The organism is Lysobacter sp. OAE881 (genome assembly GCF_040546665.1).
Classification (GTDB): domain Bacteria; phylum Pseudomonadota; class Gammaproteobacteria; order Xanthomonadales; family Xanthomonadaceae; genus Lysobacter_J; species Lysobacter_J soli.
Genome location: NZ_JBEPOG010000001.1, coordinates 1,581,974 through 1,606,887 on the forward strand (window position 1 = coordinate 1,581,974; position 24,914 = coordinate 1,606,887).

General features: G+C 67.9%; 23 protein-coding genes and 1 pseudogene. 7 read left to right on the plus strand and 17 right to left on the minus strand.

The annotated features are described in order from the left end of the window. Positions 1–34 precede the first annotated feature (34 nt). Together ABIE51_RS07485 and sugE are read left to right on the plus strand one after the other, a co-directional pair. Positions 35–2,986, plus strand: a complete 2,952-nt coding sequence (locus tag ABIE51_RS07485; RefSeq protein WP_192630262.1) for a diguanylate cyclase — start codon at positions 35–37, stop codon at positions 2,984–2,986. A 165-nt stretch (positions 2,987–3,151) separates the two neighbouring features. Then, positions 3,152–3,469 (plus strand): quaternary ammonium compound efflux SMR transporter SugE, encoded by a 318-nt coding sequence (sugE, locus tag ABIE51_RS07490; protein ID WP_192630263.1) that lies wholly within the window; start codon positions 3,152–3,154, stop codon positions 3,467–3,469. A gap of 36 nt (positions 3,470–3,505) precedes the next feature. Here sugE and ABIE51_RS07495 read toward each other — a convergent pair whose 3' ends face one another. The 16 genes from ABIE51_RS07495 to ABIE51_RS07570 form a co-directional block, all read right to left on the minus strand. Further along, the gene (locus tag ABIE51_RS07495; protein ID WP_115840809.1) at positions 3,506–4,555 is read right to left on the minus strand and encodes a lipid A deacylase LpxR family protein; all 1,050 of its coding nucleotides are present in this window, start codon (positions 4,553–4,555) and stop codon (positions 3,506–3,508) included. Positions 4,556–4,852: 297 nt separating this feature from the next. Continuing rightward, positions 4,853–5,407, minus strand: a complete 555-nt coding sequence (locus ABIE51_RS07500) for a sugar O-acetyltransferase (protein WP_192631629.1) — start codon at positions 5,405–5,407, stop codon at positions 4,853–4,855. Between the two features lie 17 nt (positions 5,408–5,424). After that, positions 5,425–6,069 carry a ribonuclease T gene (rnt, locus tag ABIE51_RS07505; RefSeq protein WP_115840808.1) on the minus strand — a complete coding sequence of 215 codons (645 nt, stop codon included), beginning with the start codon at positions 6,067–6,069 and terminating at the stop codon, positions 5,425–5,427. A gap of 174 nt (positions 6,070–6,243) precedes the next feature. After that, positions 6,244–7,011 (minus strand): HvfC family RiPP maturation protein, encoded by a 768-nt coding sequence (locus ABIE51_RS07510; protein ID WP_192630264.1) that lies wholly within the window; start codon positions 7,009–7,011, stop codon positions 6,244–6,246. Next, positions 6,998–7,861 (minus strand): HvfB family MNIO-type RiPP peptide maturase, encoded by an 864-nt coding sequence (locus ABIE51_RS07515; protein WP_192630265.1) that lies wholly within the window; start codon positions 7,859–7,861, stop codon positions 6,998–7,000. Before ABIE51_RS07515 ends, ABIE51_RS07510 begins: the two co-directional genes overlap by 14 nt. 73 nt (positions 7,862–7,934) lie before the next feature. Then, a complete protein-coding gene (locus ABIE51_RS07520; RefSeq protein WP_115840805.1) occupies positions 7,935–8,291 on the minus strand; it encodes an EF-hand domain-containing protein in 357 nt (118 codons plus the stop codon). Between the two features lie 581 nt (positions 8,292–8,872). Further along, the gene (gene phoU / locus ABIE51_RS07525; protein WP_192630266.1) at positions 8,873–9,583 is read right to left on the minus strand and encodes a phosphate signaling complex protein PhoU; all 711 of its coding nucleotides are present in this window, start codon (positions 9,581–9,583) and stop codon (positions 8,873–8,875) included. 120 nt (positions 9,584–9,703) lie between these two features. After that, positions 9,704–10,516 carry a phosphate ABC transporter ATP-binding protein PstB gene (pstB, locus tag ABIE51_RS07530; protein ID WP_192631630.1) on the minus strand — a complete coding sequence of 271 codons (813 nt, stop codon included), beginning with the start codon at positions 10,514–10,516 and terminating at the stop codon, positions 9,704–9,706. A 40-nt stretch (positions 10,517–10,556) separates the two neighbouring features. Then, complete coding sequence (pstA, locus tag ABIE51_RS07535) at positions 10,557–11,456, minus strand: phosphate ABC transporter permease PstA (RefSeq protein ID WP_115840803.1); 900 nt, start codon at positions 11,454–11,456, stop codon at positions 10,557–10,559. Next, positions 11,456–12,427 carry a phosphate ABC transporter permease subunit PstC gene (gene pstC, locus ABIE51_RS07540; RefSeq protein ID WP_192630267.1) on the minus strand — a complete coding sequence of 324 codons (972 nt, stop codon included), beginning with the start codon at positions 12,425–12,427 and terminating at the stop codon, positions 11,456–11,458. The genes pstA and pstC overlap by 1 nt, the downstream gene beginning before the upstream one ends. Positions 12,428–12,849: 422 nt before the next feature. After that, the gene (pstS, locus tag ABIE51_RS07545; RefSeq protein ID WP_192630268.1) at positions 12,850–13,947 is read right to left on the minus strand and encodes a phosphate ABC transporter substrate-binding protein PstS; all 1,098 of its coding nucleotides are present in this window, start codon (positions 13,945–13,947) and stop codon (positions 12,850–12,852) included. Positions 13,948–14,270: 323 nt separating this feature from the next. After that, a complete protein-coding gene (pstS, locus tag ABIE51_RS07550) occupies positions 14,271–15,278 on the minus strand; it encodes a phosphate ABC transporter substrate-binding protein PstS (RefSeq protein WP_354504828.1) in 1,008 nt (335 codons plus the stop codon). A gap of 309 nt (positions 15,279–15,587) precedes the next feature. Beyond that, complete coding sequence (locus ABIE51_RS07555) at positions 15,588–16,874, minus strand: OprO/OprP family phosphate-selective porin (RefSeq protein WP_157029742.1); 1,287 nt, start codon at positions 16,872–16,874, stop codon at positions 15,588–15,590. Between the two features lie 372 nt (positions 16,875–17,246). Then, positions 17,247–17,879, minus strand: coding sequence for an endonuclease III (nth, locus tag ABIE51_RS07560; protein WP_502913328.1), 633 nt, complete (start codon positions 17,877–17,879; stop codon positions 17,247–17,249). Between the two features lie 110 nt (positions 17,880–17,989). Beyond that, entirely contained in the window at positions 17,990–18,382 is a 393-nt protein-coding gene (locus tag ABIE51_RS07565; protein WP_192630271.1) for a hypothetical protein, read from the minus strand. Then, positions 18,382–19,164, minus strand: a complete 783-nt coding sequence (locus ABIE51_RS07570) for an enoyl-CoA hydratase/isomerase family protein (protein ID WP_115840796.1) — start codon at positions 19,162–19,164, stop codon at positions 18,382–18,384. The genes ABIE51_RS07565 and ABIE51_RS07570 overlap by 1 nt, the downstream gene beginning before the upstream one ends. Before the next feature lie 219 nt (positions 19,165–19,383). Here ABIE51_RS07570 and ABIE51_RS07575 point away from each other — a divergent pair, with 219 nt between their 5' ends. The 4 genes and pseudogenes from ABIE51_RS07575 (at position 19,384) to ABIE51_RS07590 (ending at position 23,422) form a co-directional block, all read left to right on the plus strand. Beyond that, positions 19,384–20,067 carry an FKBP-type peptidyl-prolyl cis-trans isomerase N-terminal domain-containing protein gene (locus ABIE51_RS07575; RefSeq protein ID WP_115840795.1) on the plus strand — a complete coding sequence of 228 codons (684 nt, stop codon included), beginning with the start codon at positions 19,384–19,386 and terminating at the stop codon, positions 20,065–20,067. A gap of 232 nt (positions 20,068–20,299) precedes the next feature. Then, positions 20,300–21,117: pseudogene (locus tag ABIE51_RS07580) on the plus strand (CoA pyrophosphatase). Further along, positions 21,114–21,977 carry a sulfurtransferase gene (locus ABIE51_RS07585; RefSeq protein ID WP_192630273.1) on the plus strand — a complete coding sequence of 288 codons (864 nt, stop codon included), beginning with the start codon at positions 21,114–21,116 and terminating at the stop codon, positions 21,975–21,977. The pseudogene ABIE51_RS07580 and the gene ABIE51_RS07585 overlap by 4 nt, the downstream one beginning before the upstream one ends. Positions 21,978–22,087: 110 nt before the next feature. Then, complete coding sequence (locus ABIE51_RS07590) at positions 22,088–23,422, plus strand: substrate-binding domain-containing protein (protein ID WP_192630274.1); 1,335 nt, start codon at positions 22,088–22,090, stop codon at positions 23,420–23,422. Between the two features lie 30 nt (positions 23,423–23,452). Here the strand turns inward: ABIE51_RS07590 and ABIE51_RS07595 are convergent, their stop codons facing one another. Continuing rightward, a complete protein-coding gene (locus ABIE51_RS07595; RefSeq protein ID WP_192630275.1) occupies positions 23,453–24,226 on the minus strand; it encodes an enoyl-CoA hydratase/isomerase family protein in 774 nt (257 codons plus the stop codon). 142 nt (positions 24,227–24,368) lie between these two features. Here ABIE51_RS07595 and ABIE51_RS07600 point away from each other — a divergent pair, with 142 nt between their 5' ends. Further along, complete coding sequence (locus ABIE51_RS07600) at positions 24,369–24,770, plus strand: copper chaperone PCu(A)C (protein WP_354503767.1); 402 nt, start codon at positions 24,369–24,371, stop codon at positions 24,768–24,770. The last annotated feature ends 144 nt before the right edge of the window (positions 24,771–24,914 follow it).

Consider the following 24,914-nt stretch of genomic DNA (forward strand, 5'->3'; position numbering starts at 1 on the left):
CGCCTTTTGCGCGTCGTGGCTGCCGGCCGTGGCGATGGCGTTCGCGCCGCCGTCGCCGGGCACGTCCTCGGCACTCGGACCACCGCCGCTGCGCGATTACGTGGTCGATGCATGGACCACGCGCAACGGCCTGCCGCACAACTCGCTGCGCGACATCGCGCAGACGCCCGAAGGGCACCTGTGGTTCGCCACCTGGGAAGGCGCGGTCCGCTACAACGGCATCGACTTCACCGTGATCGGTCGCGGCACCACGCCGGCCCTTCGCGACAACGGCATCGGTGCGCTCTACGTCGACCCGGCGGGCCGGCTGTGGCTCAGCGACTCGCGCGGCAACCTCGGGCGGCTGCAGCCCGACGGCCAGTGGCGTTTCTGGGAACGCACCGCCGACTGGCCGCAGGCGCTCATCCACGACATGGCGATGGACGATCGCGGCCGCCTGTGGCTGCTGTTCGAGAACCACGGCATGGGACGCCTGGATCGCGACGATCGGTTCGAATACTTTCCGCCGCCGGCGGGGATTCCGCTGCCTGCGAGCTTCCCGCGCATCGCCATCGATGCCGAGGAACGCATCTGGGTCGGCACGATGGACGGGCTGGTGATCCGCCAGCCCGATGGCCGCTGGGAACGCGCACCGGCGCGCTGGAAGCTGCCGCCCGGGCTGGCCTGGCCGTATCGCGCCGCCGACGGCTCGATGTGGCTGGTGGCAGGTGACGGCGTCTACCGGCTGCTCGGCAAGGACGTGGCGCTGGTGAAGCAGGTGCCGGGCCTCGGTCATTTCACCGCGATGCTGCGCGACCGCAACGGCGACCTGTGGCTGGGCACCGAGAACCATGGCCTGGTGCGCATCGGCTCGCACGGCGTGGAGCGGCTGCCGGCCGGCGACGTGCTGCCGAACGGCCGCATCGCCAGCCTGCTGGAAGATGCCGAAGGCAACATCTGGATCGGCGCGAACGGCGGCCTGTTCCGCTTGCGCGAAACGCCCTTCAGCGCGATCACCCGTCGTGATGGCGTGTCGGGCGAATACGTCCGCGCGATCCTCGAGGACCGCGACGGCGACCTGTGGATCGGCGGCGGTGGCGGCCTCGACCGGATGGGCGCCGACGGCCGCATCCACCACGTCGATATCGTCCATGCGGAAAGCGGCAGCGACGCGCCGTCGGTGCTGAGCATCGCGCAGGGCGCCGATGGCGACCTGTGGGTCGGCACCTATGCCGATGGCGTGTACCGCATGCGCGACGGCCGCCTGCAGCGGCGTTACGCGCAGGACGAAGGCGTCCCGAGCGGGCACGTCCGCGCAATCGCCGTCGACGACGCCGGCGGGGTGTGGGCGGGCACGCGACGCGGCGTGGTGAAGCTGGACGCGGACGGCGCGCACGCGCCCACGGCGGCGGGCCTGCCGCAGGGCCTCATCACGTCGCTGGCCAGCATCGATGGCGCGTTGTGGATCGGCTCGGTCGAAGGCGCGCACGTGCTGCGCGGCGACAAGGTCGAGCGCATCGACCTCAGCGCCAGCGGGGCGCGCTCGGTGTTCGGCTTCCGCAGCGTCCACGGCGACGTGTGGATCGCGACCGACCGCGGCCTGTACCGCTATCGCGATGGTCGGCTCGCGCGTGTCGGACTCGAACAGGGCCTGCCCGTCGACGCGGTATTCCAGTTCGTGCCCGATCGCGTCGGCAACGTCTGGGTGACCAGCAACCGCGGCGTGCTGCGCATCCGCAAGGACGCGCTCGATACCGCGGCCGACGGCAGCGCCACGCCGCTGCCGAGCGAGCGCTACACCGAAGCCGACGGCCTGCCGAGCGCGCAGGCCAACGGCAGTTCGTCGCCATCGGCGATCCTGCGTCGCGACGGGAGCGTGTGGATCGCCACTGCGGCGGGCGTCGCGTCGGTGGATCCCGTGCGGCTGCAACGCTATGTCGATCGCCGCCCGCCGCCGACGGTGATCGAGCGCGTCGCACTCGACGGCCGCGACGTGCCGTTCGATTCGCGCGCCTCGCTGCCGGGCGGCAAGCGCATCGGCGTGTCGTACGTCGGCCTCAGTTACGTGATGTCCGATCGCATCCGCTATCGCACGCGGCTGATCGGCCTCGACCACGACTGGGTCGAGCGCGATCGCCAGCGCACCGTCGAATACATGGGCCTGCCGCCGGGCGATTACGTGCTGCAGGTCGCCGCCGCGCATCCGGGCGGCCCCTGGACCACCGACACGGCCACGTGGTCGTTCACGATCAAGCCGATGTGGTGGCAGCGTACCGACATGCGTGCCGCCGCCGCGTTGCTGTTGCTGCTGGTCCTGTGGGCGCTGTATCGCTACCTGGTGCATCGCTATCGCACCAAGAACGTTCGCCTCGCGCGCCTGGTCAACGAGCGCACGCGCGATCTGCAGGCGCAGGCCGAGCGTCTGCTCGCGGCCGATCGCGAACGCGCGCAGCTGCTCGAACGCGTGCGCAGGCAGGCCGTCGCGTACGAGCGACAGGCGCGCGAGGACGCGCTCACCGGTCTGCCGAACCGCCGCCGTTTCGACGAGATCCTCAAGCGCGACATGGCCGTGGCGCAGCGCGCCGGCCATCCGCTGTGCCTGGCGCTGATCGACCTGGATCACTTCAAGCGCATTAACGACACGCACTCGCACGCCGTCGGCGATGCCGTGCTGCGCGAGGCGGCGCTGGTGTTCGCGGCCGGCAGCCGCGCGGCGGACCTGCTCGCGCGACTGGGCGGCGAGGAGTTCGCGCTGCTGTTGCCGGATACCTCGCTCGAGGAGGCGATCGCCATCTGCGAACGCATGCAGCACGCGTTCGAGACGCACGCGTCGTGGGCGGGCGTCGACGGCCTGCGCGTCACCTTCAGCGTCGGCATCGCGCAGTGCCGTTTCGACGACACGCCCGCCCGCCTGCTCGAACGCGCGGACGCGGCGATGTACCGCGCGAAGAACCAGGGCCGCAACATCATCTGCGTGGACGCCAATCCGCCGGAAGCGCGGCTGTAATCGCGTACGCGCATGCGGCAACGCGCACGTGTAACCCTGCTGTAAACGCGCGCCGCCGCGTGAGGGCCGCGCGCGAAGCCCTGTGGAATAATTCCGGTCCAGGAAGCGGGGACGACCCCGCCGCCATTCGCACCCGGGGACGGCCCCATTCGACTGGAGACTGTCATGCCCTGGATCATCCTCGTTCTCGCCGGCCTGTTCGAAGTGGGCTGGGCGATCGGCCTCAAATACACCGACGGTTTCACGAAGCTTTGGCCGACCGTCGGCACCGTCGCCGCGATGGCGATCAGCCTCGGCCTGCTCGGCATCGCGATGAAGTCGTTGCCGGTGGGCACCGCCTATGCGATCTGGGTGGGCGTCGGCGCCGTCGGCACCGTGATCCTTGGCATCGTGCTGTTCAACGAGCCAGTCAATGCGCTGCGCCTGGTCAGCGTGGGCCTGATCATCGCGGGGCTGGTGGGGTTGAAGCTGGCTTCGCCGTAACCTCATCCCCACATTGCGCGCGGACGACGGCAGGGATCAGAACGCCCGGCTGATCGTGAAGCTTCCGAACACCGGGGTTTCCTGTTGCCCGTCGAACTCGCGCGTGCCGTGGTAGCGCGCAAGCGCGAACTTCCAGCGATTGAACATCACCGCCACGCCGTAGCCGACATTGGCCACGGCGTGGCGCTTGTCGACGCTGTGGCTGTCGCGGAAGGCGTTGCCGTCCAGCGTGATGTCCCACAGGACCCAGCGCGTGTCCATCGTGAGGAACAGGTGCGCGCCGGGCGTGTACTGGCTCTGCGGTTCGCGCGTGGGCGCGGTGTTCTCGCCGGCCGGGCGCAGCGGCGTGCTGCCGAAATCGTCGGGCAGGTTGCGGCCAAAACGCAGTTCGGCGCCCGCGTTCGCGTACGTCGCGAGGTTGCCGAAGCTGCCGCCGTAATGCGCGATCGCATCCCAGCCCCAGCCGCGCGCGCCGTCGTTTGGCGAGAACCGGCGCATGCGCTCGTGCACGATGCGGAAGACCGGTTCGTTCTCCAGCTGGTTGTCCCAGCCGCGGAATTTCTCGCTGCCGGTGATGCCGTGGACGGCGTCCTGTGCTTCCTGGCCCAGCGCCGCGGGGCCCACCACGCCGAACTGCAGCTGGGTCGTGCGCAGCGCATCGCCTTCGCGCGCGTTGTAGCCCAGGCCGACGAGCAGCGCGGCCGCATACGGGCGATCGTCCTCGATCAAATCGGCGCGGCTGAAATCGGTCGGCGTGAAGATGCCCTGCGAGAACGTCGCGATCATGTTCTGCTGCTCGAACGTCTCCGGTTGCAGCGCTTCCAGATGGCGATTCACCCAGCGGGCGAGGCGCGGGATGCACGGATCGTCGGTGTAGTCGCGCAGGTTCGGCGACACCAGCGTGAGCTGCACGCCGTTGCTGTAGCCCTGGTCCTGCCCACCGAGCAGGTCGTTGTCGACTCGCAGGTTGACGATCGGCGGCAGCCGCGTGGGGCCGCTGGTGCAATCGGCGCGGCCGCTCGCGTGCGCGGCGCTCGCGAAGGCGGACAGCAGGAAGGCCGGCAACAGCCATCCGGAACGGTTCATGGGGGGCATCCAGGCTGGCGACGGCCCGTGCGGTCGTGGACACGCGACGGGACGCCGGAAAGGTGCGGAAGGATCGCATCGACGCGCGCGTGGCCGCGATGCGCCGGCTGCGATGGAGCATTCCAGCAGCGCTTCTTTAAAACGGTTTTAAGCGCCGGTCAGACCGACGCTTGCCGATGCCGTGCGACGGCGAAGGGGATTGTCGGCATCTGCGCGCACGGCGGGAACATCCCGGCGCGTCCACAGCGCGTTGCATTGAACGGGACAATGCGGCGATCCGCCCGGACCGCGCGCCCGCTATCGGACGGCAGCGTCCTTCGAAACGATGCGCGCCGGATTGCCCGCCACCGTCGCGCCCGCCGGCACGTCGCGCGTGACCACGCTGCCCGCGCCGATCAGCGCGTCGTCGCCGATGGTCACGCCGGGCAGCACGATCGCGCCGCCGCCGATCCACACGTTGCGGCCGATGCGCACGGGCTTGCCGAATTCCCAGCCTTCGCGGCGCTGCGAAGGATCGCGCGGGTGGTCCGCCGTGTAGATCTGCACCGCGGGACCGATCTGCGTGGCGTCGCCGATCTCCACACGCACCACGTCGAGGATCACGCAGTCGAAATTGAGGAACACGCCGCGACCCAGATGCACGTTGAAGCCGTAGTCGCAGTGGAAGGGCGGGCGGATCTCGCTGCCTTCGCCCGCGGCGCCCAGTCGCTCGGCGAGCAAGGCGTGGCGTTGCGCCGGCGTCATGCCCAGCGCGGCGTTGTAGCGAACGAGCCATTCGCGCGTGGCGGCCTGCGCCGCCTGGATCTCCGCATCGTCGGCGCGGTACAGCTCGCCGGCGAGCATGCGCTGCATCGGCGTGCGCGTGTCGCTCACGGCGCCACCACCGGCGGCACGGGCGAAGGCCACGCGTTGACGATGCGGCAGAACAACTGTGCCGTGCGTTCGGTGTCGTACACGGCCGAATGCTGCTCCTCGCTGTTCCACGACAATCCGGCGGCCTGCACCGCACGCGCGAGCACCGTCTGCCCATACGCGACGCCGGCCAGGCTCACCGTGTCGAACACGCTGAAGGGATGGAACGGATTGCGCTTGTGGCCGCTGCGCGCGACCGCCGCGTTGAGGAAGTTCAGGTCGAAATGCGCGTTGTGGCCGACGAGGATCGCGCGCTGGCAGCCGTGCTTCTTCAGCGCGGCGCGCACCGGCGCAAAGACCGTTTCCAGCGCGACGCGCTCGGTCTTCGCGTCGCGGAACGGATGGTCGATGTCGATGCCGGTGACTTCCAGCGACTTCGGATCGATGTCCAGTCCGGGCGCCGGCACGACGTGGCTGCTGGTGATCTCGCCGACGACGAGCAGCCCGTTCTCGTCCAGGTCGATCGGCGCGACTGCGATCTCGAGCAGCGCATGGCGGTTCCAGTCGAAGCCGCCGGTTTCCACGTCCACCACCACTGGCAGGAAGCCGCGGAAACGGGTGCAAAGTCGGGCGGGCGGGGCGGGTGCGTCGGCGTTCTGCATGGCCGAAAGGTTAGCAGACGGGTCAAATGTGGCTGGGTGGCGGGCTCGGCGTTTGCGGCGCTGTCGTCTTTGCTGTCATTCCCGCGAAGGCGGGAATCCAACTGCGCATGCATCACGCTCGACGGAAGGGTGATGCGGCGGGCTGCTGGATCCCCGCCTTCGCGGGGATGACAGCTACGGAAGCGTTCCCGGGACGACCCCGACGCTGCGCATCTGCTCGAACAACGCACGGCCCTGCGCCACGAAGGCGTCCACATCCGCATGCCCAGCCTCGACCGCCAACGCCTCCAGCTGCGCACGCCCCGTCAGCGACGGCGACTCGTCCAGCCGCTGCAGCAGCCGGAACGCCAGCGGGCTCAGCTGCGAGAACCGGACCTCGCCGTCAGGCCCGCGGCGCACCAGCAGCAAGGTCGGTTCGGCCGGCGGCGTGTCAGGACGATGATCGGGGCCGATCTGGTGCACCGGCCACGCGTACGCCAGCGGCCATGCCAGGGGCGACAGCACCGGGACACCGTCGAGCAGATCGCCGTTCGCATCGAATGCGGGCAGCTCCGCGTCGCTGATCTGCAGCGCCAGTTCGACCCATTCGTAATGCGCGAGTGCGCCGGCGAACGGCGGCAGCGTCGGCGATGCGTCGCCGCGTGCGTCGAGGAAGCGCAGGAATTCTCGGCCGAGTTCGGGGAACAGCGGCGTCTGCGCGCGATGCGCGCGAAAGAAATCGCGCACGAGCGCGCGCCAGTCGGCATCGCCGAGCACCTGCTTCAGCACCGGGAAATTGCCGGCAAGCAGGCTTTCGACATTGTTGAACACCAGGTCGCGGTAGATCGCGATGCGCCGGTCTTCCACGCCATCGGGCGCGGCCGTGGCTTGCGGATCGCGCAGGTGGCGGGTGAGGGCGAGTTGCTGCGCGCGCAGGCGCGGCGGTGCGTCAGGCGTGGGCATGCGCGTTCGGTGCGGCCGCGTGTTCGCGCATGACGCGACGCACGGTGTCCAGTTCGCCGCGCAGTTCGGCGTAGGGCGGAATATTGAAGTCGCGCTCAAGCAGCGTCGGGCGCGCGCCGAAACGTCGGTACGCCTCGCCGAGCAGCGACCACACGGCGTCCTTCACCGCGGCGCCGTGCGTATCGACCTTGAGGTCGTCGGCTTCATCGAAGTGGCCGGCGACGTGACAGCAGGCGATGCGATGCGCGGGCATCGCGTCGAGGAAGGCGAGGGGATCGTAGCGATGGTTGATCGCGTTGACGTAGACGTTGTTGACGTCGAGCAGCAGGTCGCAATCGGCCTCGTCCAATACCGCGTTGATGAAGGCGGCTTCGTCGAGCGCGTGCTGGTCGCCATCGACCGGCATGGTCGCGTAGTAGGACACGTTCTCCACCGCGATGCGTCGGCCGACGATGTCCTGCGTCTGGCGAATGCGTGCGGCGACGTGGCGCACGGCCTCGTCGGTGAACGGCATCGGCAGCAGGTCGTAGAGCTGGCCGTCGTCGGCGCAGTAGCTCAGGTGTTCGCTGTAGAGCGCGACGTGGTGGCGATCGAGAAAGCGGCGCACGCGCGCGAGAAAGGTTTCGTCCAGCGGCGCGAAACCGCCGAGCGAGAGCGAGAGGCCGTGGCACGTCAGCGTGTGGCGGGCGCTGAGTTCCTCGAGCGCTTCGCCGAGTTTTCCGCCGACGCCGATCCAGTTCTCGGGCGCGCATTCGAGGAAATCGAAATCGCCCGAGGCGGCGTTCCGCAGCGGGCCCAGCAGGGCCCGCCGCAGTCCGAGTCCGACTGAAGTGTCAGCCAGGCTGGTCATTGGCTATGAATGCGCGACGCATCTCTTGAAGAGTCCGCACAGGGATGTGCGGGCTTTTGCGAAGGGACTCGCGTCAAGCCATGCCACCGCACTTGCCTTCGCCGCACTTGCCCTCCATCTTGTCGCCCTTCTTCGCCTTCAGTTCGTCGGCGGAGAGGAAGCCGTCCTTGTTCGCGTCGTGCGTGGCGAACTTGCTGGTGTCGCCGTTGTGCGCCGCGCCGAACTCGGCCTGCGACACCTTGCCGTCCTTGTCGGTGTCCATCTTCTCGACGCCGCACTTGCCTTCGCCGGCCTTCGCGCCTTCGCCGGCGCTGACCATGTAGCCGGACGCCAGGTCGGTCATGGCGAACGCCGAACCCGAAAGGGCAATACCACCGGCCAGGGCGGCGCCGGCGACGAGGACGACGGTCTTGCTGGTCTTGCTGGACATGGGAGAACTCCTGTGCGCGATGCGGGGAAGACCCGCGGAGATGGCCCGGTTTTCAGGCCTGGGAACGATGACAGGGCGTTAGCTAGCGTGCGGTGAACAGCGTCGCGCTTGATGCGGCGCAGCATGCGCGAAACCGTTTTCCGGAGCGGATGCTATCGAAGACGCAACTTTGCGCAATCGAAGGTGCCGGCGCATAGGCCATGAGTCGTGGGCGCGGCGGCGCAATGGCGGAGGAGGCAATGAAATCGGCGAAGCGAGCGATGCGTGCGGCGAGTGGATCGCGCGGATGCGCAGTCCGGCAACCGGAGCCGTCATCCCGGCGGAGGCCGGGATCCAGGCTGTGATGTCGGCCGATTCACCCTGTGCCAGTCAGGCCGCCTTATCGCGCGGAACAGCGAAGGGTCGGTGGATTCCAGCTTTCGCTGGAATAACGAGGTGACGGTGGTTCCGCACGTCGGTGCGCCCGTGCGTTACGGGCCTGGGTCCCGGCTTTCGCCGGGATGACGGCTTCGGGAAGCGCTTTCCCGAATCACCAATCACCAATCACCAATCACGAATCACGAATCACGAATCACGAAGGCTCAAGGCGCCGCCGTCGTCGAGCTGCCGTCGCGCTTCTCGCGCGGCGGCAGGGCTTCCTCGCCGCGCACGAGGAACCACACGTTCTCGGCGATGTTGGTGGCGTGGTCGCCGATGCGCTCGATGTTCTTCGCCATGAACAGCAGATGCGTGCACGGCGTGATGCTGCGCGCGTCTTCCATCATGTAGGTGAGCAGTTCGCGGAACAGCGCGGTGTAGGCGACGTCGAGGTCGGCGTCGCGGGCGCGCACGCGCTGGGCGAGTTCGACGTTGTTGTCGCGATAGGCCACCAGCACGTCGCGCACCTGCTGCACCGCCAGCGTGCCGATCGCGTGCAGGCCGCTCACGTGCGGCAGCGGCGGCGACAGGTTGAGCGCGAGCGAGCGCTTGGCCACGTTGGCCGCGTAATCGCCGACACGTTCGATGTCGGACGCGATGCGGATCGCCGCGAGGATCTCGCGCAGGTCGCGCGCCATCGGCCCGCGCAGCGCGAGCTTCATGACGTCGTGGCTGACCTCGGCTTCGAGGGCGTCGATCGCCTCGTCGTTGGCGATGATGCGTTCGGCGGCCTTGTCGTCGCGACGCTGGACCACGTCGAGCGCGGCCTCCAGCTGCGAGGCGGCCATCTCGCCCATGCGCAGGGTTTCGTTGAGCAGCCGGCGCTGCTCGTCGTCGTAGCTCTTGACGATGTGGTCGTGCATCTGGGTGCTCATGAAGTGTGGTGTCCTGTTCTGTCCCTTCTCCCGCGAGCGGGAGAAGGTGCCCGGAGGGCGGATGAGGGTGCTCTTGCCCTCACCCCAACCCCTCTCCCGCACGCGGGAGAGGGGCGCTCATCACCCAAACCGTCCAGTGATGTAATCCTCGGTCTGCTGCTTCGTAGGATTGGAGAAGATCGTGTCCGTCGTGCCGTGTTCGATCAGGTCGCCCAGGTACATGAAGGCGGTGAAGTCGGACACGCGCGCGGCCTGCTGCATGTTGTGGGTCACGATGACGATCGTGTAGTCCTTCTTCAGCTCTTCGACCAGCTGCTCGATGCGGCTGGTGGAGATCGGGTCCAGCGCCGACGTCGGCTCGTCGAGGAGCAGCACGTCCGGGCGCAGCGCGACGGCGCGTGCGATGCACAGACGCTGCTGCTGTCCGCCCGAGAGGCCGAGCGCGCTCGCGCCCAGCTTGTCCTTCACCTCGTCCCACAGCGCGCCCTGGCGCAGCGCGTGTTCGACGCGCGAATCCATCTCGGCCTTGGACAGCTTCTCGTGGTGGCGGATGCCGTAGGCGACGTTCTCGTAGATCGTCATCGGGAACGGCACCGGCTTCTGGAACACCATGCCGACCTTGCTGCGCAGGCGGTTCATCGGATAGCGCGAATCCAGGATGTTCTCGCCGTCCAGGATCACCTCGCCGCGCGCTTCCAGCTTCGGATACAGCGCATAGATGCGATTGAAGATGCGCAGCAGCGTGGACTTGCCGCAACCGGAGGGGCCGATCAGCGCGGTGACGCGCTTTTCCGGCATCTCCAGGTTGATGTCCTTCAGCGCATGGAACTTGTCGTAGTAGAAGTTCAGGCCGCGTGCGGCGAGCTTCACTGGCGCGGCGGCAGCGGCGCTCTTGCGCTCGGGCGTGGCGAGGGCGATGCGGGCGTCGTTCATGGCGGTGTTCCGGCCCGAAAGGCCCGAGAGGTTGGAGAGGTCAGTCATGGCTGATCCGGTTGCGCAGCACGATGGCGCGCGCGATGAGGCTGATGAGGAGGACGAAGACGGTGAGCACCAGCGCGCCGGCCCAGGCCAGCACCTGCCACGATTCGTACGGACTGCCGGCGAACTGGTTCATCACCACCGGCACGGACGCCATCGGTTGCAGCACGTTGGTCGACCAGTACTGGTTGCCGAAGGCGGTGAACAGCAGCGGCGCGGTTTCGCCGGAGATGCGGGCCAGCGCGAGCAGCACGCCGGTGACGATGCCCGCCGAGGCGCTGCGGTAGAGCACCTGCATGATGACCTTCCACTGCGGCACGCCCAGCGATAGCGCGGCTTCGCGCATCTGCGCCGGCACCAGTCGCAGCATCTCGTCGGTCGTACGCACCACCACCGGCAGCACGATGAAGGCGAGCGCGATCGCACCGGCCAGCGCCGAGAAGTTGCCGCCGGTCTGCATCACCACCAGCGTGTACACGAACAGGCCCAGCACGATCGACGGCGCCGACAGCAGGATGTCGTTGACGAAGCGCACCACCGTGCCGAACTTGCGCGCGTGGCCGTATTCGGCGAGCCACGTGCCCGCGGCGATGCCCAGCGGCGTGCCGATCAGGATCGCGATGACGCACATCACGGCGCTGCCGAAGAAGGCGTTGAGCAGGCCGCCTTCCTGCATCGGCGGCGGCGTGTTCTGCGTGAACAGCGCCCAGTTGATGCCGCCGATGCCCTTGGCGATCAGCGTCCACAGGATCCAGCCCAGGAAGAACAGGCCGAACAAGGCGGCCGCGCAGGCCAGCACCAGCGAGACGACGTTGATGACACGGCGGCGGCGATAGAGCGCGTCGGCGACCTTGAAGTCGTGCGCGGTCTTCACCGAAACGGTGGGAGCGCTCATCAGTTGCCCTCCTTGCGGGCGAGCTTGAGCAGCATGAAGCGCGCGATCGCGAGCACCACGAAGGTCACGATGAACAGCACGAAGCCCAGCAGCAGCAGCGCGGAGCGGTAGGTTTCGGTCGCCTCGCCGAAATCGTTGGCGATCAGCGCGGCAATGGTCGTGCCCGGCTCGAGCAGCGAGGCGGAGAAGTTCACGCTGTTGCCGATCACGAAGGCCACCGCCATCGTTTCGCCGAGCGCGCGGCCAAGGCCCAGGAAGATCCCGCCGATCACCGCCGACCGCGTGTACGGCAGCACGATGTCCCAGCTCACTTCCCACTTGGTCGAACCCAGCGCGTAGGCCGATTCCTTCAGGCGCGTGGGCACGGTGAGGAAGACCTCGCGCATCACCGAGGAGATGAACGGGATCACCATGATCGCCAGCACGATGCCGGCGGTCAGCATGCCGATGCCCAGCGGCGGGCCCTGGAAGAGGGCGCCGATCACCGGCAGCGTGCCGACATGGTCGTTGAGCCACGGCGTGACGTATTCGGTCATCACCGGCACGAGCACGAACAGGCCCCACATGCCGTAGATGATCGAGGGAATGCCGGCGAGCAGTTCGATCGCCGTCCCGATGGGGCCGCGCGCCCAGCGCGGCGCGACTTCGGTGAGGAAGAACGCGATGCCGAAGCTCACCGGCACCGCGATCAGCATCGCGATGAGCGCCGTGACGACGGTGCCGTAGATCGGCACCAGAGCGCCGTAGCGGTTCTCGACGGGGTTCCATTCGGTGCTGAAGAAGAAGCGCAGTCCTTCGGCTTCGAGCACGTGGCGTCCGCCCCAGAGCATCGACAGCGCCGCGCTGGCGAGCGCGACGAGCACGAAGATCACGGTGCCGGTGAGGACGTACCGGAACAGCCGGTCGTTGCGCGCGTCCTTGTGGTCGCGCGACTTGGGAACTTCAACGGCGGGGAGGGAAGTGGCATTCATCCGAGGGGTTCGTGTGGCCGTTCCGGGTTCTGGGCCGTCATTCCCGCGAAGGCGGGAGACCATGGACGCGATTGCCGTATCGCAGGGAGAGAGAGGGAGTGCGACCCGGTGCTGCGTTCATGGCGTCTCCGCGTTCGCGGGATGACGTGGTGCGCGTTGCGTGTTGCGGTGTTTCTTGCCGTCATTCCCGCGGAGGCGGAATCGACGTTTTGGCCTTGTTTTTTGCGGTCATTCCCGCGGAGACGGGACCCGACGTTTTGGCCTTTGCTTTTTTGCCGTCATTCCCGCGGAGGCGGGAATCCATCTTTCAGTTTCAGCACGCTATCCGGAGAGCGGAATGAGTCCGGACACTTGGATCCCCGCCTTCGCGGGGATGACGATCCGGCAAAGGCCTGCGCGCAAAGCGCGCAGGCGCCGGATCGTCACTTGAACTCGGCCGCCCAGTACGCCTCGACCTGCTGCACCAGCGCCGGCGGCAGCGGGACGTAGTCCAGCGCCTGCGCCTGCGACTGGCCCTGTTCGAAGGCCCACTTGAAGAACTCGCGCGTGTCCGCCGAACGCTTCGCGTCCTTCGGCGTCTTGTACATGAGGATGAAATTGGTCGCGGTGATCGGCCAGGCCTGCTCGCCCGACGCGTTGGTGATCACCAGGTTGAAGTCCTTCGCGCTGGCCCAGTCGGCGCCGGCGGCGGCGGCCTGGAAGCTCTCGGCGCTCGGCAGCACCCAGTTGCCGGCGGCGTTCTGCAACGACGCGAACGCCATCTTGTTCTGCAGCGCGTACGCGAGTTCGACGTAACCGATCGAACCCTTGATCTGCTTCACGTAGGACGCGACGCCTTCGTTGCCCTTGCCGCCCACGCCGCCCGGCCACTGCACCGACGTGCCTTCGCCGACCTTCGACTTCCAGTCCGGCGAGACCTTCGAGAGGTAGTTGGTGAAGTTGAACGTGGTGCCCGAACCGTCGGAGCGGTGGACGATGTTGATCTTCGTCGACGGCAGCGTCAGGCCCGGGTTCACCGCGGCGATCGCCGGATCGTTCCAGGTCGCGACCTTGCCGCTGAAGATGTCGGCCAGCAGCGGGCCGGTGAGGCGCAGCTTGCCCGGCTCGATGCCTTCGATGTTCACCACCGGCACCACGCCGCCGATGGCGGACGGGAACTGGCCGAGGCCCGCGGCAGCGAGTTCGTCGGACGGCAGCGGCTTGTCGGAGGAACCGAAGTCCACCGTGCCGGCCTTGATCTGCGCGATGCCGCCACCGGAACCGATGGACTGGTAGTTGACCTTCGCGCCGGTGGCCTTGTTGTAGTCGTCCGACCACTTCGAGATCAGCGGGTAGATGAAGGTCGCGCCGGCGCCGGTGATCTGCGCGGCGACCTTGTCGCCGGCCGGAGCGTTCGCAGCGGAAGCGCCGGTGTCCGCGCCGGTGGCCGGTGCGTTGGTGTCGCCGGCGGGCTTGCAGGCCGCGACGGTCAGGGCGATGGCGAAGGCGAGGGCGGCAATGCGGGCCGACGACGGGTTCATGCGCAACTCCAAGGGGAAGGATCCGGCCTGCTGGCCGGGCTGCGCCATTTGATGATTCTTTTGTTACAGCCCAATGACATCCAGCGGTCACATTTCTGCAATGCCGGCCTGGCGGGGTTGCGGGATCGTCCGTCGCACGGACGCACGGACGGAGAAGCCCTTCTCCCGCGGGCGGGAGAAGGTGCCGGCAGGCGGATGAGGGCGAGCCCGCGGCCCTCCGACCTCTTGCCCTCACCCCAACCCCTCTCCCGCAAGCGGGAGAGGGGCTACAAAAGAAAGGCGGGCCGAAGCCCGCCTTTCCGTATCGCTGAACCCGGAAGGGATCAGTAGTTCATCGAGGTCGACCAGTAGGTCTCGATCTGCTTCACCAGCGCGTCCGGCAGCGGGACGTAGTCCAGCGCCTTGGCCTGCTGGTCGCCGTTGGCGTAGACCCAGCGGAAGAATTCCTTGGCGTTCTTCGCGCCGGCGGCATTCTTGGGCTGCTTGTACATCAGGATGAAGTTGGTGGCGGTGATCGGCCAGGCGTTCGCGCCCGGGGCGTTGGTCATCACCAGGTAGAAGTCCTTCGCGTTCGCCCAGTCGGCGCTGGCGGCGGCGGCCGAGAAGCTCTCGTCCGACGGCAGCACGAAGTTGCCGGCGGCGTTCTTCAGACGCGAGTACGACATCTTGTTCTGCAGCGCGTACGACAGCTCGACGTAGCCGATGCCGCCGACGATCTGCTTCACGTACGCGGCGACGCCTTCGTTGCCCTTGCCGCCGATGCCCACCGGCCACTTCACCGACGTGCCTTCACCGACCTTCGACTTCCAGTCCGGCGACACCTTCGAGAGGTAGTTGACGAAGTTGAACGTGGTGCCCGAACCGTCCGAGCGGTGCACGACGGTGATCTTGCGGTCGGGCAGCTGCACGCCGCCGTTGAGCGCGGCGATCGCCGGGTCGTTCCACTTGGTGATCTTGCCCAGGAAGATGTTGGCGAGCGTCTCGCCGTCGAGCTTCAGCGCGCCGGAGGCGATGCCCGGCACGTTGACGACCGGCACCACGCCGCCGATGACCGACGGGAACTGCGCCAGGCCGGCCTGCGCCAGTTCTTCCGGCTTCAGCGGTGCGTCGGAGGAACCGAAGTCGACCGTCGCGGCCTTGATCTGCGCGATGCCGCCGCCGGAGCCGATGGACTGGTAGTTGACCTTCTTGCCGGCGGCCTTGTTGTAGTCGGCCGACCACTTCGACATGACCGGGTAGACGAACGACGCGCCGGCGCCGGTGACGTCGGCCGCCTGCGCGCCCATGGCGACGGTGCTGGCCAGCGCGAGCGCGGCGAAGCGGAACTGGATGGACTTGAACACGATGCTCTCCTGGAGTGACGACGGGCCGTGCCCGTTCGTGGCGCATTTGATAACCGTTGGATGACAGCGCCGGGTCGGGTGTGTGACACGCGTGTTACGGCGCAAGCTTCCTGCTGTCATCCCCGCGAAGGCGGGGAACCATCTGCCCGACGTCGAGCTGTCGGATAGCGGGATCGCGTCTGGACGCTGGATTCCCGCCTTCGCGGGAACGACGGCATGGGCGAAAAAAAGGGCGCGGCCAAACGACCGCGCCCGGAGGTTCACAAAGGGAGGGAGCTGGAACCTTTGAAGCGTCGATTACCAGTAGAACTGCATGCGGGCTTCGAAGATGTTCGGGTTGTCGTCGACCTTGCGGTTGACGAGCTGGTTCTGGTCGGCCGGGTTGACCAGGCCGGTGGTCGGAGTGCGCGCCATGAACTTCGAGCTGTCGACCATCACGTAGTTCAGCATGAACTTGAAGTTCGAACGCCAGTACCAGTTCACGCCGACGGTCCACGTGTCCATCTGGCCACCCAGCACGCCGTCGACGGCCGCGGCGGCGGTCGGCGAGGTCGGCGCGATGACGATGCCGTCGTCCAGGTCGATCGAATCAAAGCGCGCGCCGACCTGCCACATGCCGCTGGCGGGTTCGTCGGGCAGCGGGGTGGTCGGCGTGCCTTCCTTGTAGCCCCAGGTCTCGCCGGTGATGTTCCACAGGCCGCTGACGTACCAGCTGTTGCCGTCGAAGTTGTGCGACTGGCGCGGATTGCCGTTGTTGTAGCGCTCCACCTTCGTCTGCATGTACTCGCCCTGCAGCTTGACCGGGCCGGTGACGTACATCGCTTCGGCGCCGACGGTCTTCTGGCGGTCGGTGTTGGTCATGTTGCCGGTGTCGACCAGGCGCGTGCCGGCGAGGTCGGCGCCCGGACGGGCGCGCAGGCGGACCGTGTCCTGGAAGGTGTCGTAGTCAACGTACGACAGGCCCAGGTGGAAGATGTTGCCCTTCTCGTTGATCGGCGCCCAGTTGCCGCGCAGGCCGTAGCCCGGGCCGTGCGGCGTCGGAGCCGGATGCTCGGTGAGCTCGCGCGTGAAGTAGCTGGCGGTCACGCCCCAGTCGTTGGCGCCGTAGCGGTACTGGCCGCCGAGACGACGGGCGACGCCGAAGGTGTTGGTGACCAGCGCCTTGGCGATGAAGTCGTTGTTCTTGGTCGAGGACAGCTCTTCCATGCTGTTGGGCTGCTTGAACTGGCCCAGCTGGAAGTAGTGGTTCGAATCGCCGCGGATCTTGTACTTGGCGTTGACGTCCAGCCACTTGTCGGCCTTGGCGTCGTAACCGACCACCCACTCGAAGTTGCCCGGGCCCTTGCCCTTGAGCACCAGCTCGGCGCGGCGCAGTTCGTTGTCGCTGTCGCGGCCGTCGAGGCCGTCGCCACCGGCGTTGAGGTCGGCGAAGTCGCTGTCGAAGTAGTTGTAGTCGGCCTGGACCAGGCCTTCGAAGGAGACTTCGGAGTTGCCGATCACGTCGAGCGCGATTTCGGCATGCGCGGCCGGCGCGACGAGGGCGGCGAGCAGCGCGACGGACAGGGTGCTGCGGGACAGTTTCATGGACGTAGCCCTTGGGGCGTAGTGAGAAGACGCTGCGCAGGCTAGGTCGTGAAAGTTGCGTAAATGTGACAGCGCTGACTTATTTCGCTGCGATGACGCGGGGATGACGCGAGGCGCGAGCTGGCGCAGGTGGGACAGCGCGGGCGAGGCGGTGGGGAGTGGCGGCTCCGCCATGTGCGCGTGCAACTACACACCGTCATCCCGGCGAAGGCCGGGACCCAGGCCGTCACGCGATCACATCCCTCGACGTCATTCCCGCGAAGGCGGGAATCCAACTTCCCGATATGTCATGTCCTTCGAAGGCCGTGTCGTTCCGAAGGCATGGATCCCCGCCTCGCGGTGATGACGGCCGATTCGCGATCGTGGCGGCGCTCACGTGGCGATCGCGTCCGGCTCGCCCGGCGTCTTGTCCGGGTAGCGGCAGATGTCGCGGATCGCGCAATGCGGGCAATCGGGCCGGCGCGCCTTGCACACGTAGCGGCCGTGCAGGATCAGCCAGTGGTGGGCATCGTGCAGGTACTCGGGCGGAACGACCTTCAGCAGGCCATCCTCGACTGCGCGCACGGTCTTGCCCGGCGCAAGGCCGGTGCGGTTGGCGACGCGGAAGATGTGCGTGTCCACCGCCATCGTCGGCTCGCCGAACGCGGTGTTGAGGACGACGTTCGCCGTCTTGCGCCCAACGCCGGGTAGCGCTTCGAGCGCGTCGCGGTCGCGCGGCACCTCGCCTCCGTGGTGTTCGATCAACTGCTGCGCCATCGCGACGACATTGGCGGCCTTGGTGTTGTACAGGCCGATCGTCGAGATGTACGGCTTGAGTCCTTCGACGCCGAGCTTCGCGATCTTCTGCGGCGTGTTGGCGACCGGGAACAACTTGCGCGTGGCCTTGTTGACGCCGACGTCGGTCGCTTGCGCCGACAGCGTCACCGCTACCAGCAGTTCGTACGGCGTCGCGTATTCGAGTTCGGTTTTCGGCGCCGGATTGAGCGCCTTCAACCGCGCGAACATCGTCTCGATTTCCTCAGCGGACAGGCGGCTGCCGCGCCGGGCGCGCTTGGTCACGACTTTCTTCGGCGCGGCCTTCTTCGTGGCGGTTTTCTTCTTCGATGCGACAGGCGTCATGGCTTGTGGCGTTGCGCGGCCTTCTCGCGCGCACGTGCGAGCGCGGCGGCGGCGGCCGAGGGCAGGGCAGAGGGCGTGGGCGTCACCACCGCGGTGACCGACGGCGACACGCGCTTCTCCGCGCGTTCGCGTGCACGGCGTTCAAGTCGTGCAGCGCGTGCGCGATAGCGTTCGCGCGCGGCCAGCGCATCAACACGTGCAGCACGCGCTTCGTGCAGGCGCGCGCGGCATTGGTCGCTGCAGTGCGTGCATTCGACCTCGCGATCGAGCAGGCCCGCCTCGATCGCGCGGTCCACGTCGTCGACGCGCAACGCGGCGTTGACCGCGTGCGCCGCGGCGCCGCGCGGATCATCGCAACCGCACACGCAGGCGTTCGACGCGTCGTGCATTACTGGCCGCTGAAGTTCGGCTTGCGGCGTTCGAGGAACGCGGTCGTGCCTTCGCGCATGTCCTGCGTGGCGAACATCAGCCCGAACTGCGCCGTCTCGTATTCCAGGCCTTCCTCGATGCCGCATTCGCCGCCGACGTTGACGCAGTCGAGCACGCCACGCAGCGCGAGCGGGGCGGAGTTCGCGATCTGCTCGGCGAGCTTCATCGTCTCGGCCTCCAGCTCAGCGGCCGGCACGACGCGGTTGACGATGCCGAGCTCGCGCGCACGGGCGGCGTCGATCGGCGCGCCGACGAGGCACAGTTCCAGCGTCGCCGCACGGCCGGCCAGGCGCAGCAGGCGCTGCGTGCCGCCGAAGCCGGGGATCAGCCCGAGGTTGATCTCCGGCTGGCCGACCTTGGCCGTGTCGGCCGCGATGCGCAGGTGGCAGCCCATCGCCAGTTCCAGCCCGCCACCGAGGGCGAAGCCGTTGATCATGCCGATCACCGGCTTGGGCATTTTTTCCACCCGGCGCATCAGCTTCTGGCCGCGCAGCGAGAAGTCGCGGCCCTGGACCGCGGTCAGCCCGTTCATCTCCGCGATATCCGCCCCGGCGACGAAGGCCTTGGGGCCGGCGCCGGTCAGGACGACGCAGCGGACCGACGGATCGGCCGCGGCGGCCTCGAACGCCGCCAGCAGGGCGTCCAGCGTGGCGGCGTTGAGCGCATTCAGCTTGTCGGGGCGGTTGACGGTGACGACGCGGACGGCGCCGCGGTCGGCGGTGAGGACGGGCGTTTCGGACATGGAGGCGGCGGGTCCAGGAGGCTGCGAAAGTGGCGGGAATCGCGCTGCATCGGGCCCGGAACTTCGCCCGGGAGACGCTGTCTGAGCCGTTCGGCGTCAGTGGCGATTAAGTACTGGCGCCGGTATCCTAGCGCGTCCATCCGGGTCCATTCGACCGGTGCGGGCCTTATCACTAAGGAGCGGTAGTCCCGCCCCGATCCATTACGGAGATTCATTCGAATGAAGTTGCGTTTGATCGCTGCCGCCGTCGCGGCCCTGGCCCTGACCGGCACTGCCGCCGCGCAGAACACTTCGACCGAGCAGGGCAAGCTGAGCTACGCGCTCGGTTACGACCTGGGCCGCAACGCCATCGAAAGCGGCGAGCAGGTCGACGTCAACACCATCATCAAGGGCCTGCAGGACGGCTACGGCAAGAAGCAGCCGTCGGTGCCGGTCGACCAGCTGCGCACCGCCGTGCAGAACATGCAGCAGCGCCAGCAGACCAAGGCGAAGGCCGCGTGGGACAAGGCCGCCGCCGAGAACAAGACCAAGAGCGACCAGTTCATCGCCGCCAACAAGTCCAAGGCCGGCGTGAAGTCGCTGCCGAGCGGCGTGCAGTATCGCGAGATCGAGAAGGGCTCGGGCGCCAAGCCGACGCAGGCCAGCACCGTGCAGCTGGAAGTCGCCGGTCCGTACGCCTGGGGCGAGCGTCCGCAGCAGGCCCGTCCGGCGCAGCAGATCCCGTCGATCAAGGTCAGCGACATCGAGATGCCGGCCATGCGCGAAGCGCTGCTGCAGATGCCGGCCGGTTCGAAGTGGGAAATCACGCTGCCGTCGGACAAGGCCTATGGCGCCGACCCGCGTACGCCGTTCCCGCCGAACGTCGCCGTGCAGTTCGAAGTCAAGCTCGTCAGCGTGAAGTGACGTTTCGGCCCGCTCGCGCATAGCGCGAGCGGCTTTGCCGAACCGTCATCTCCGCGAAAGTGGGGATCCAGCGCTTCGCGACGCGAAGCGCAAAGCAACACACACGTCGAGCCGGCCCCGCCGGCTCGACGTTTTTATGAGCACCCAAAATCCGGCGCCAGCGCACCACGACGCGTTTACGACGCCCGCGCCGGTTGAATCCCAGGCACGTCCGCCTTACGTTGGTCGATCCATGAATACCTTTTTCCGCGCCGTGCTCAGCCCCTGCATCGGCATCTGCTCGCTCGACGACGATGGCCTGTGCACCGGTTGCCATCGCACCACCGCGGAAATCGCACGCTGGTCGCAGATGAACGACGACGAGCGCCTGCGCCTGATGGAAACCGTTCTGCCCGAACGCGAGACGCGCCGCCGGTGAACCGGATGGCCGCCACGTCCGCATTGACCGACTGGCCCGACCTCGCCTCGGCGCTGCATCCACTCACAGATCCGCCGCCCGGTCCGGGCTGGAACCTCGCCGAGCTGCACGACCTCGTACCGAACGATGCGGTGAGCATCGAAGCCGCGGTGCTGGTCGGCCTGGTTCCGCGCGAGGAAGGCACGCACGTGCTGCTCACGCGTCGCACCGATGCGCTGCGCCAGCACGCGGGGCAGGTGAGTTTCCCCGGCGGTCGCATCGAACCGGACGACAGCGACGCCGTCGCCGCCGCATTGCGCGAGACGCACGAGGAAATCGGCGTCGGCGCGCGGCAGATCCATCCGCTGGGCTTCCTCGATCCGCTGGCCACGATCACCGGTTACCGCGTGCAGCCGGTCGTCGCGGTGCTCGCCAGCGATTACGTCGCGCATCCCGATCCGAACGAAGTGGCCGACGTGTTCGAAGTGCCGCTCGCGTTCCTGCTCGATCCGGCCAACCTGGCCACGCACACGCTCGATTTCCGCGGCCGTCCGCGCGAGGTGTTCGAGTACCGCTATCCCGCGCAGCGCATCTGGGGCGCGACCGCCTCGATGCTCTACAACCTGCGCCAACGCCTGGAGGCGATCCGATGAGCGATGCGACCCCGAACTGGACCACGCTGGTGTCGGCCGAAGAACTGGCTGCCGCGCTGGGTCGCGACGACGTCATCGTCTTCGACACGCGGCACAGCCTCGCCGAACCCGAAGCGGGCGAAGCGGCGCATCGTGCCGCGCACATCCCGGGCGCGTTCTATGCGCATCTGGATCGCGACCTGTCCGATCACCGCAAGCAGCACGCCGGTCGCCATCCGTGGCCCAAGCTGCAGGATTTCACCGCCGCGCTCGGCCGTTGGGGCGTGACGGCGCAGCATCAGGTCGTCGTGTACGACGCGGCCGATGGCGCGCTCGCGGCCGCACGCATGTGGTTCCTGCTGCGCGCGCTGGGGCACCGGCGCGTCGCCGTGCTCGACGGCGGGCTCCAGCGCTGGCAATCGCTCGGATTGCCGGTCGAAGCAGACATGCCCGTCGCCACGGCGGCGCCGCCGTATCCGGCGACGTTCGATGAAAGCCGGCTGCTCGATTCGACGCAGGTGCAGGCGCATCTCGATGCTGGTGGCGTGCTGCTCGACGCGCGTGCGGCCGAGCGCTTCCGTGGCGAGGTCGAACCCATCGACCGCGTCGCCGGCCATGTGCCCGGTGCGCGCAACCGTCCGTATGCGCAGACGATGCGCGACGGGCGCTTCCGTCCGGCGCAGGAACTCGCACGCGAATTCGCCGAACTGTTGCAGGGCCGCGATGCGCGCGATGTCGTGGCGATGTGCGGTTCGGGCGTCACGGCCTGCCACCTGCTGCTCGCGCTGGAACATGCGGGGTTCGAGGGCGCGCGCCTGTCCACCGGTTCGTGGAGCGGCTGGATCGACGATCCTTCGCGGCCGGTCGCGCGCGGCGCCTGATATACCCGAACCGTCCGTTCGCACCACGCGTTTCAGAAGTGCGTAACACGTAATCTGCGCGTCACACGCATCCCGGATCCTTGCGCGATTTCGCACAGGGGGCGTGCGCCATGTCACGCATCGCGGGTTGGTTGGTTGCAATGGTGTTGTCGGTCGCAGCGTCGGCCGCGCACGCACAGGTGGACGCGGAACGCGTCCGCATCCATGGATCGCAGACGATGGCCGCGCGGCTGGTGCCGGCGGTGGCGGAGTCGTGGCTGCACGACATCGGCTACCAGGACATCCGGCGCACGCAGTCGAGTCCGACGCTGACCGAGATCCACGCCCAGCGCGACGGCATGCCGCTGATCGTGGAGATCCAGGCGAGCAGTTCCGCGCAGGGTTTCCAGGACGTCGTCGACGGCAATGCGCACATCGCGATGATGACGCGCCGGCCGAACGCGGAGGAACTCGACGCGGGCTGGCAGCTTGGCGATCTGGCTTCGCACGACCAGGAATTCGCGATGGCGCTGGACGGCGCGGCCGTCGTCGTGCATCGCGACAACCCGCTGGCGCAGCTCGGGTTCGCGCAGCTGCGTCGCGTATTGACGGGGCAGGCGCGCGACTGGCGCGAATTCGGCGGCCGCGGCGCGATCCACCTGCACATGGTCGCCGGCGCGAACTCCGCGCGTGATCTCATCGACGAACGCGTGATGCAGGGCTCGCCGTATGCGCCCGCATCGTTGCATGGCGATGGCGAATCGCTGGTGCGTTCCATCGCGAAGGATCCCGGCGCGATCGGTTTCGTCACGCTGCGCCAGCCGTGGGGCGCGAGCGTGCGTCCGCTTGCGTTGTCCGATGGAGGCCGCGCGGTCGCTCCGACGCGGCTGGCCGTGCAGAGCGAGGACTATCCGCTCGCGCGTCGTTTCTATCTCTACGGCAGCCAGATGATGGGCGCGCTCAGCCGCAGTTTCGCGCTGTACACGATGGGCCCGCGCGGACAGGACGCGGTCGCGCGCGCCGGGCATTTCGCGGTGACGCTGCGTCCGGGCTATGCGCCGCCGACGCTGGTCGGGCCGAAGGATTACCGCGACCTCGTCGGCAAGGCCACGCGATTGCCGCTGAGCCTGCGCTTCAACCTCACCGGCAACAACGAAAGCGGCGTGGCGGCGAGCGTGTACGACAGCCGCGCCGTGCGCGACATCGACCGCATCGTCGCCTTCATGCAGCTGCCGGTGAATCGCGGCCGCCGATTGCTGGTGGTGGGATTCGCCGACACGGCCGGCAGTTCGGTTGCCGCGACGATGACCAGCAACGATCGCGCCGACCTCGTCGCGCACGAGTTGATGGCGCGCGGCCTGCCAGTGCTGCACGCGCGCGGCGTCGGCGCACAGGTGCCGCTGGCGGCGGCCGGAGCCCCGGGCGCGCGTTATCGCAACGAGCGGGTGGAAATCTGGATGCTGTGACGTCGCAGGCCGTCGGCGAAGCTGCGGCGGCTACTTGCCAAGCTTCGCCACGAGCGCCTTCAGCGCGGCCTGCGTCGAAGGATCGCTCCACGCCGCGATGAACTTCGGCAGCTGGATCTGTTCCGGCTGCATCGCGGCGACCAGATCCGCGCGCGCGATCGCACGGGTCTGGCGCATCACCGGCTGCGGCAGCTTCAGCAGCTGCGCAAGCCATTCGCGTGCACGGGCGTTCACCTGGTCGAGCGGCACGAGTTCGTCGACCAGACCAATGCGTTCGGCGCGCTCGGCTTCGACCATGTCGCCCGCGACGACCAGGCGCTCGGCGCGATGCGTGCCCACCACGCGCTGCATCAGCTTCAGGATGCCGACCGGCACGACCAGCCCGACCTGCGTTTCGTTGAGGCCGATGCGGAAGGGCTTCGCGGGATCTTCGCTGCGCGCCATGACGCGGTAGTCGCAGCACAGCGCGAGCACGCAGCCGCCGGCGGGCGCGTGGCCGCCGATCGCCGCGACGACCGGCACCGGGCATTCGGCGAGGGCGCGTGCGGCGAGGAAGAAGGTCTCCCACGCGGCCATCAGCGCCTCGCGATCGTCGCCGAGCGAGAGCAGGTGCGGCACGTCAAGACCCGCGGAAAACACCTTCGCGCCGCCGCCGAGCACGATGCCCTGCGCGCCGTCGTCCACCGCCTTTGCCAGCGCGTCGACCAGGTCGTTGCACAGCTGCGGATTGAGCGCGTTGACCGGCGAGCGCGCCAGGCGGAGTTCGACGATGCCGTCGGCGGAATGTGTTTCGACTAGGCTCATTGCGTGCGTATTCCTGGCGGTGGCGCTGTCGATGCAGCGCTGCGTGAACGGCGCCGGGCGGCGTCAAAACCGCGCGGAGGGTCGCGGGTATCATAGGCCCATGAACGCGACCACGATTCGACTCGGCCTCCTGGCCCTAATGATGGCGGCATCGTCCGCCGCTTCCGCTGCGGATTGCACCCTGAAGGTCGTCGACGGCTGGGTGCGCCTGCCGCCGGCCGCGATGCCGATGATGGCCGGCTTCGGCCGCATCGAGAATCCGTGCGCGAAGCCGCTCACGATCACCGGCGCGAGCAGCGCGGCGTTCGGTGAGGTCGAGATGCACGAGACGCGCGTGGTCGATGGCGTGAGCCGCATGCGTGCCGTGCCGGAACTGCGCCTGGCGCCGGGCGAGTCGGCGACGTTCAAGCCCGGCGGCCTGCACCTGATGCTGATGGAGCCGGGTGCGTCGCTGAAGCCGGGCAGCAAGGTCGCCATCGAGTTCACGCTCAAGGACGGCGGGAACGCGCTGGGCGAATTCACGGCGAAGAAGGCGGGCGAGTAGGGCGCGCGGCACCACTCAAAAAAAAACAGCGCTTGGGGCGCTGTTTTTTTTAGCTGTCATTCCCGCGAAGGCGGAAATCCACGCCGGCGTGCATCACTACATCCGTCAGCCGTGAAGCGTCTGATCGATGGATTCCCGCCTACG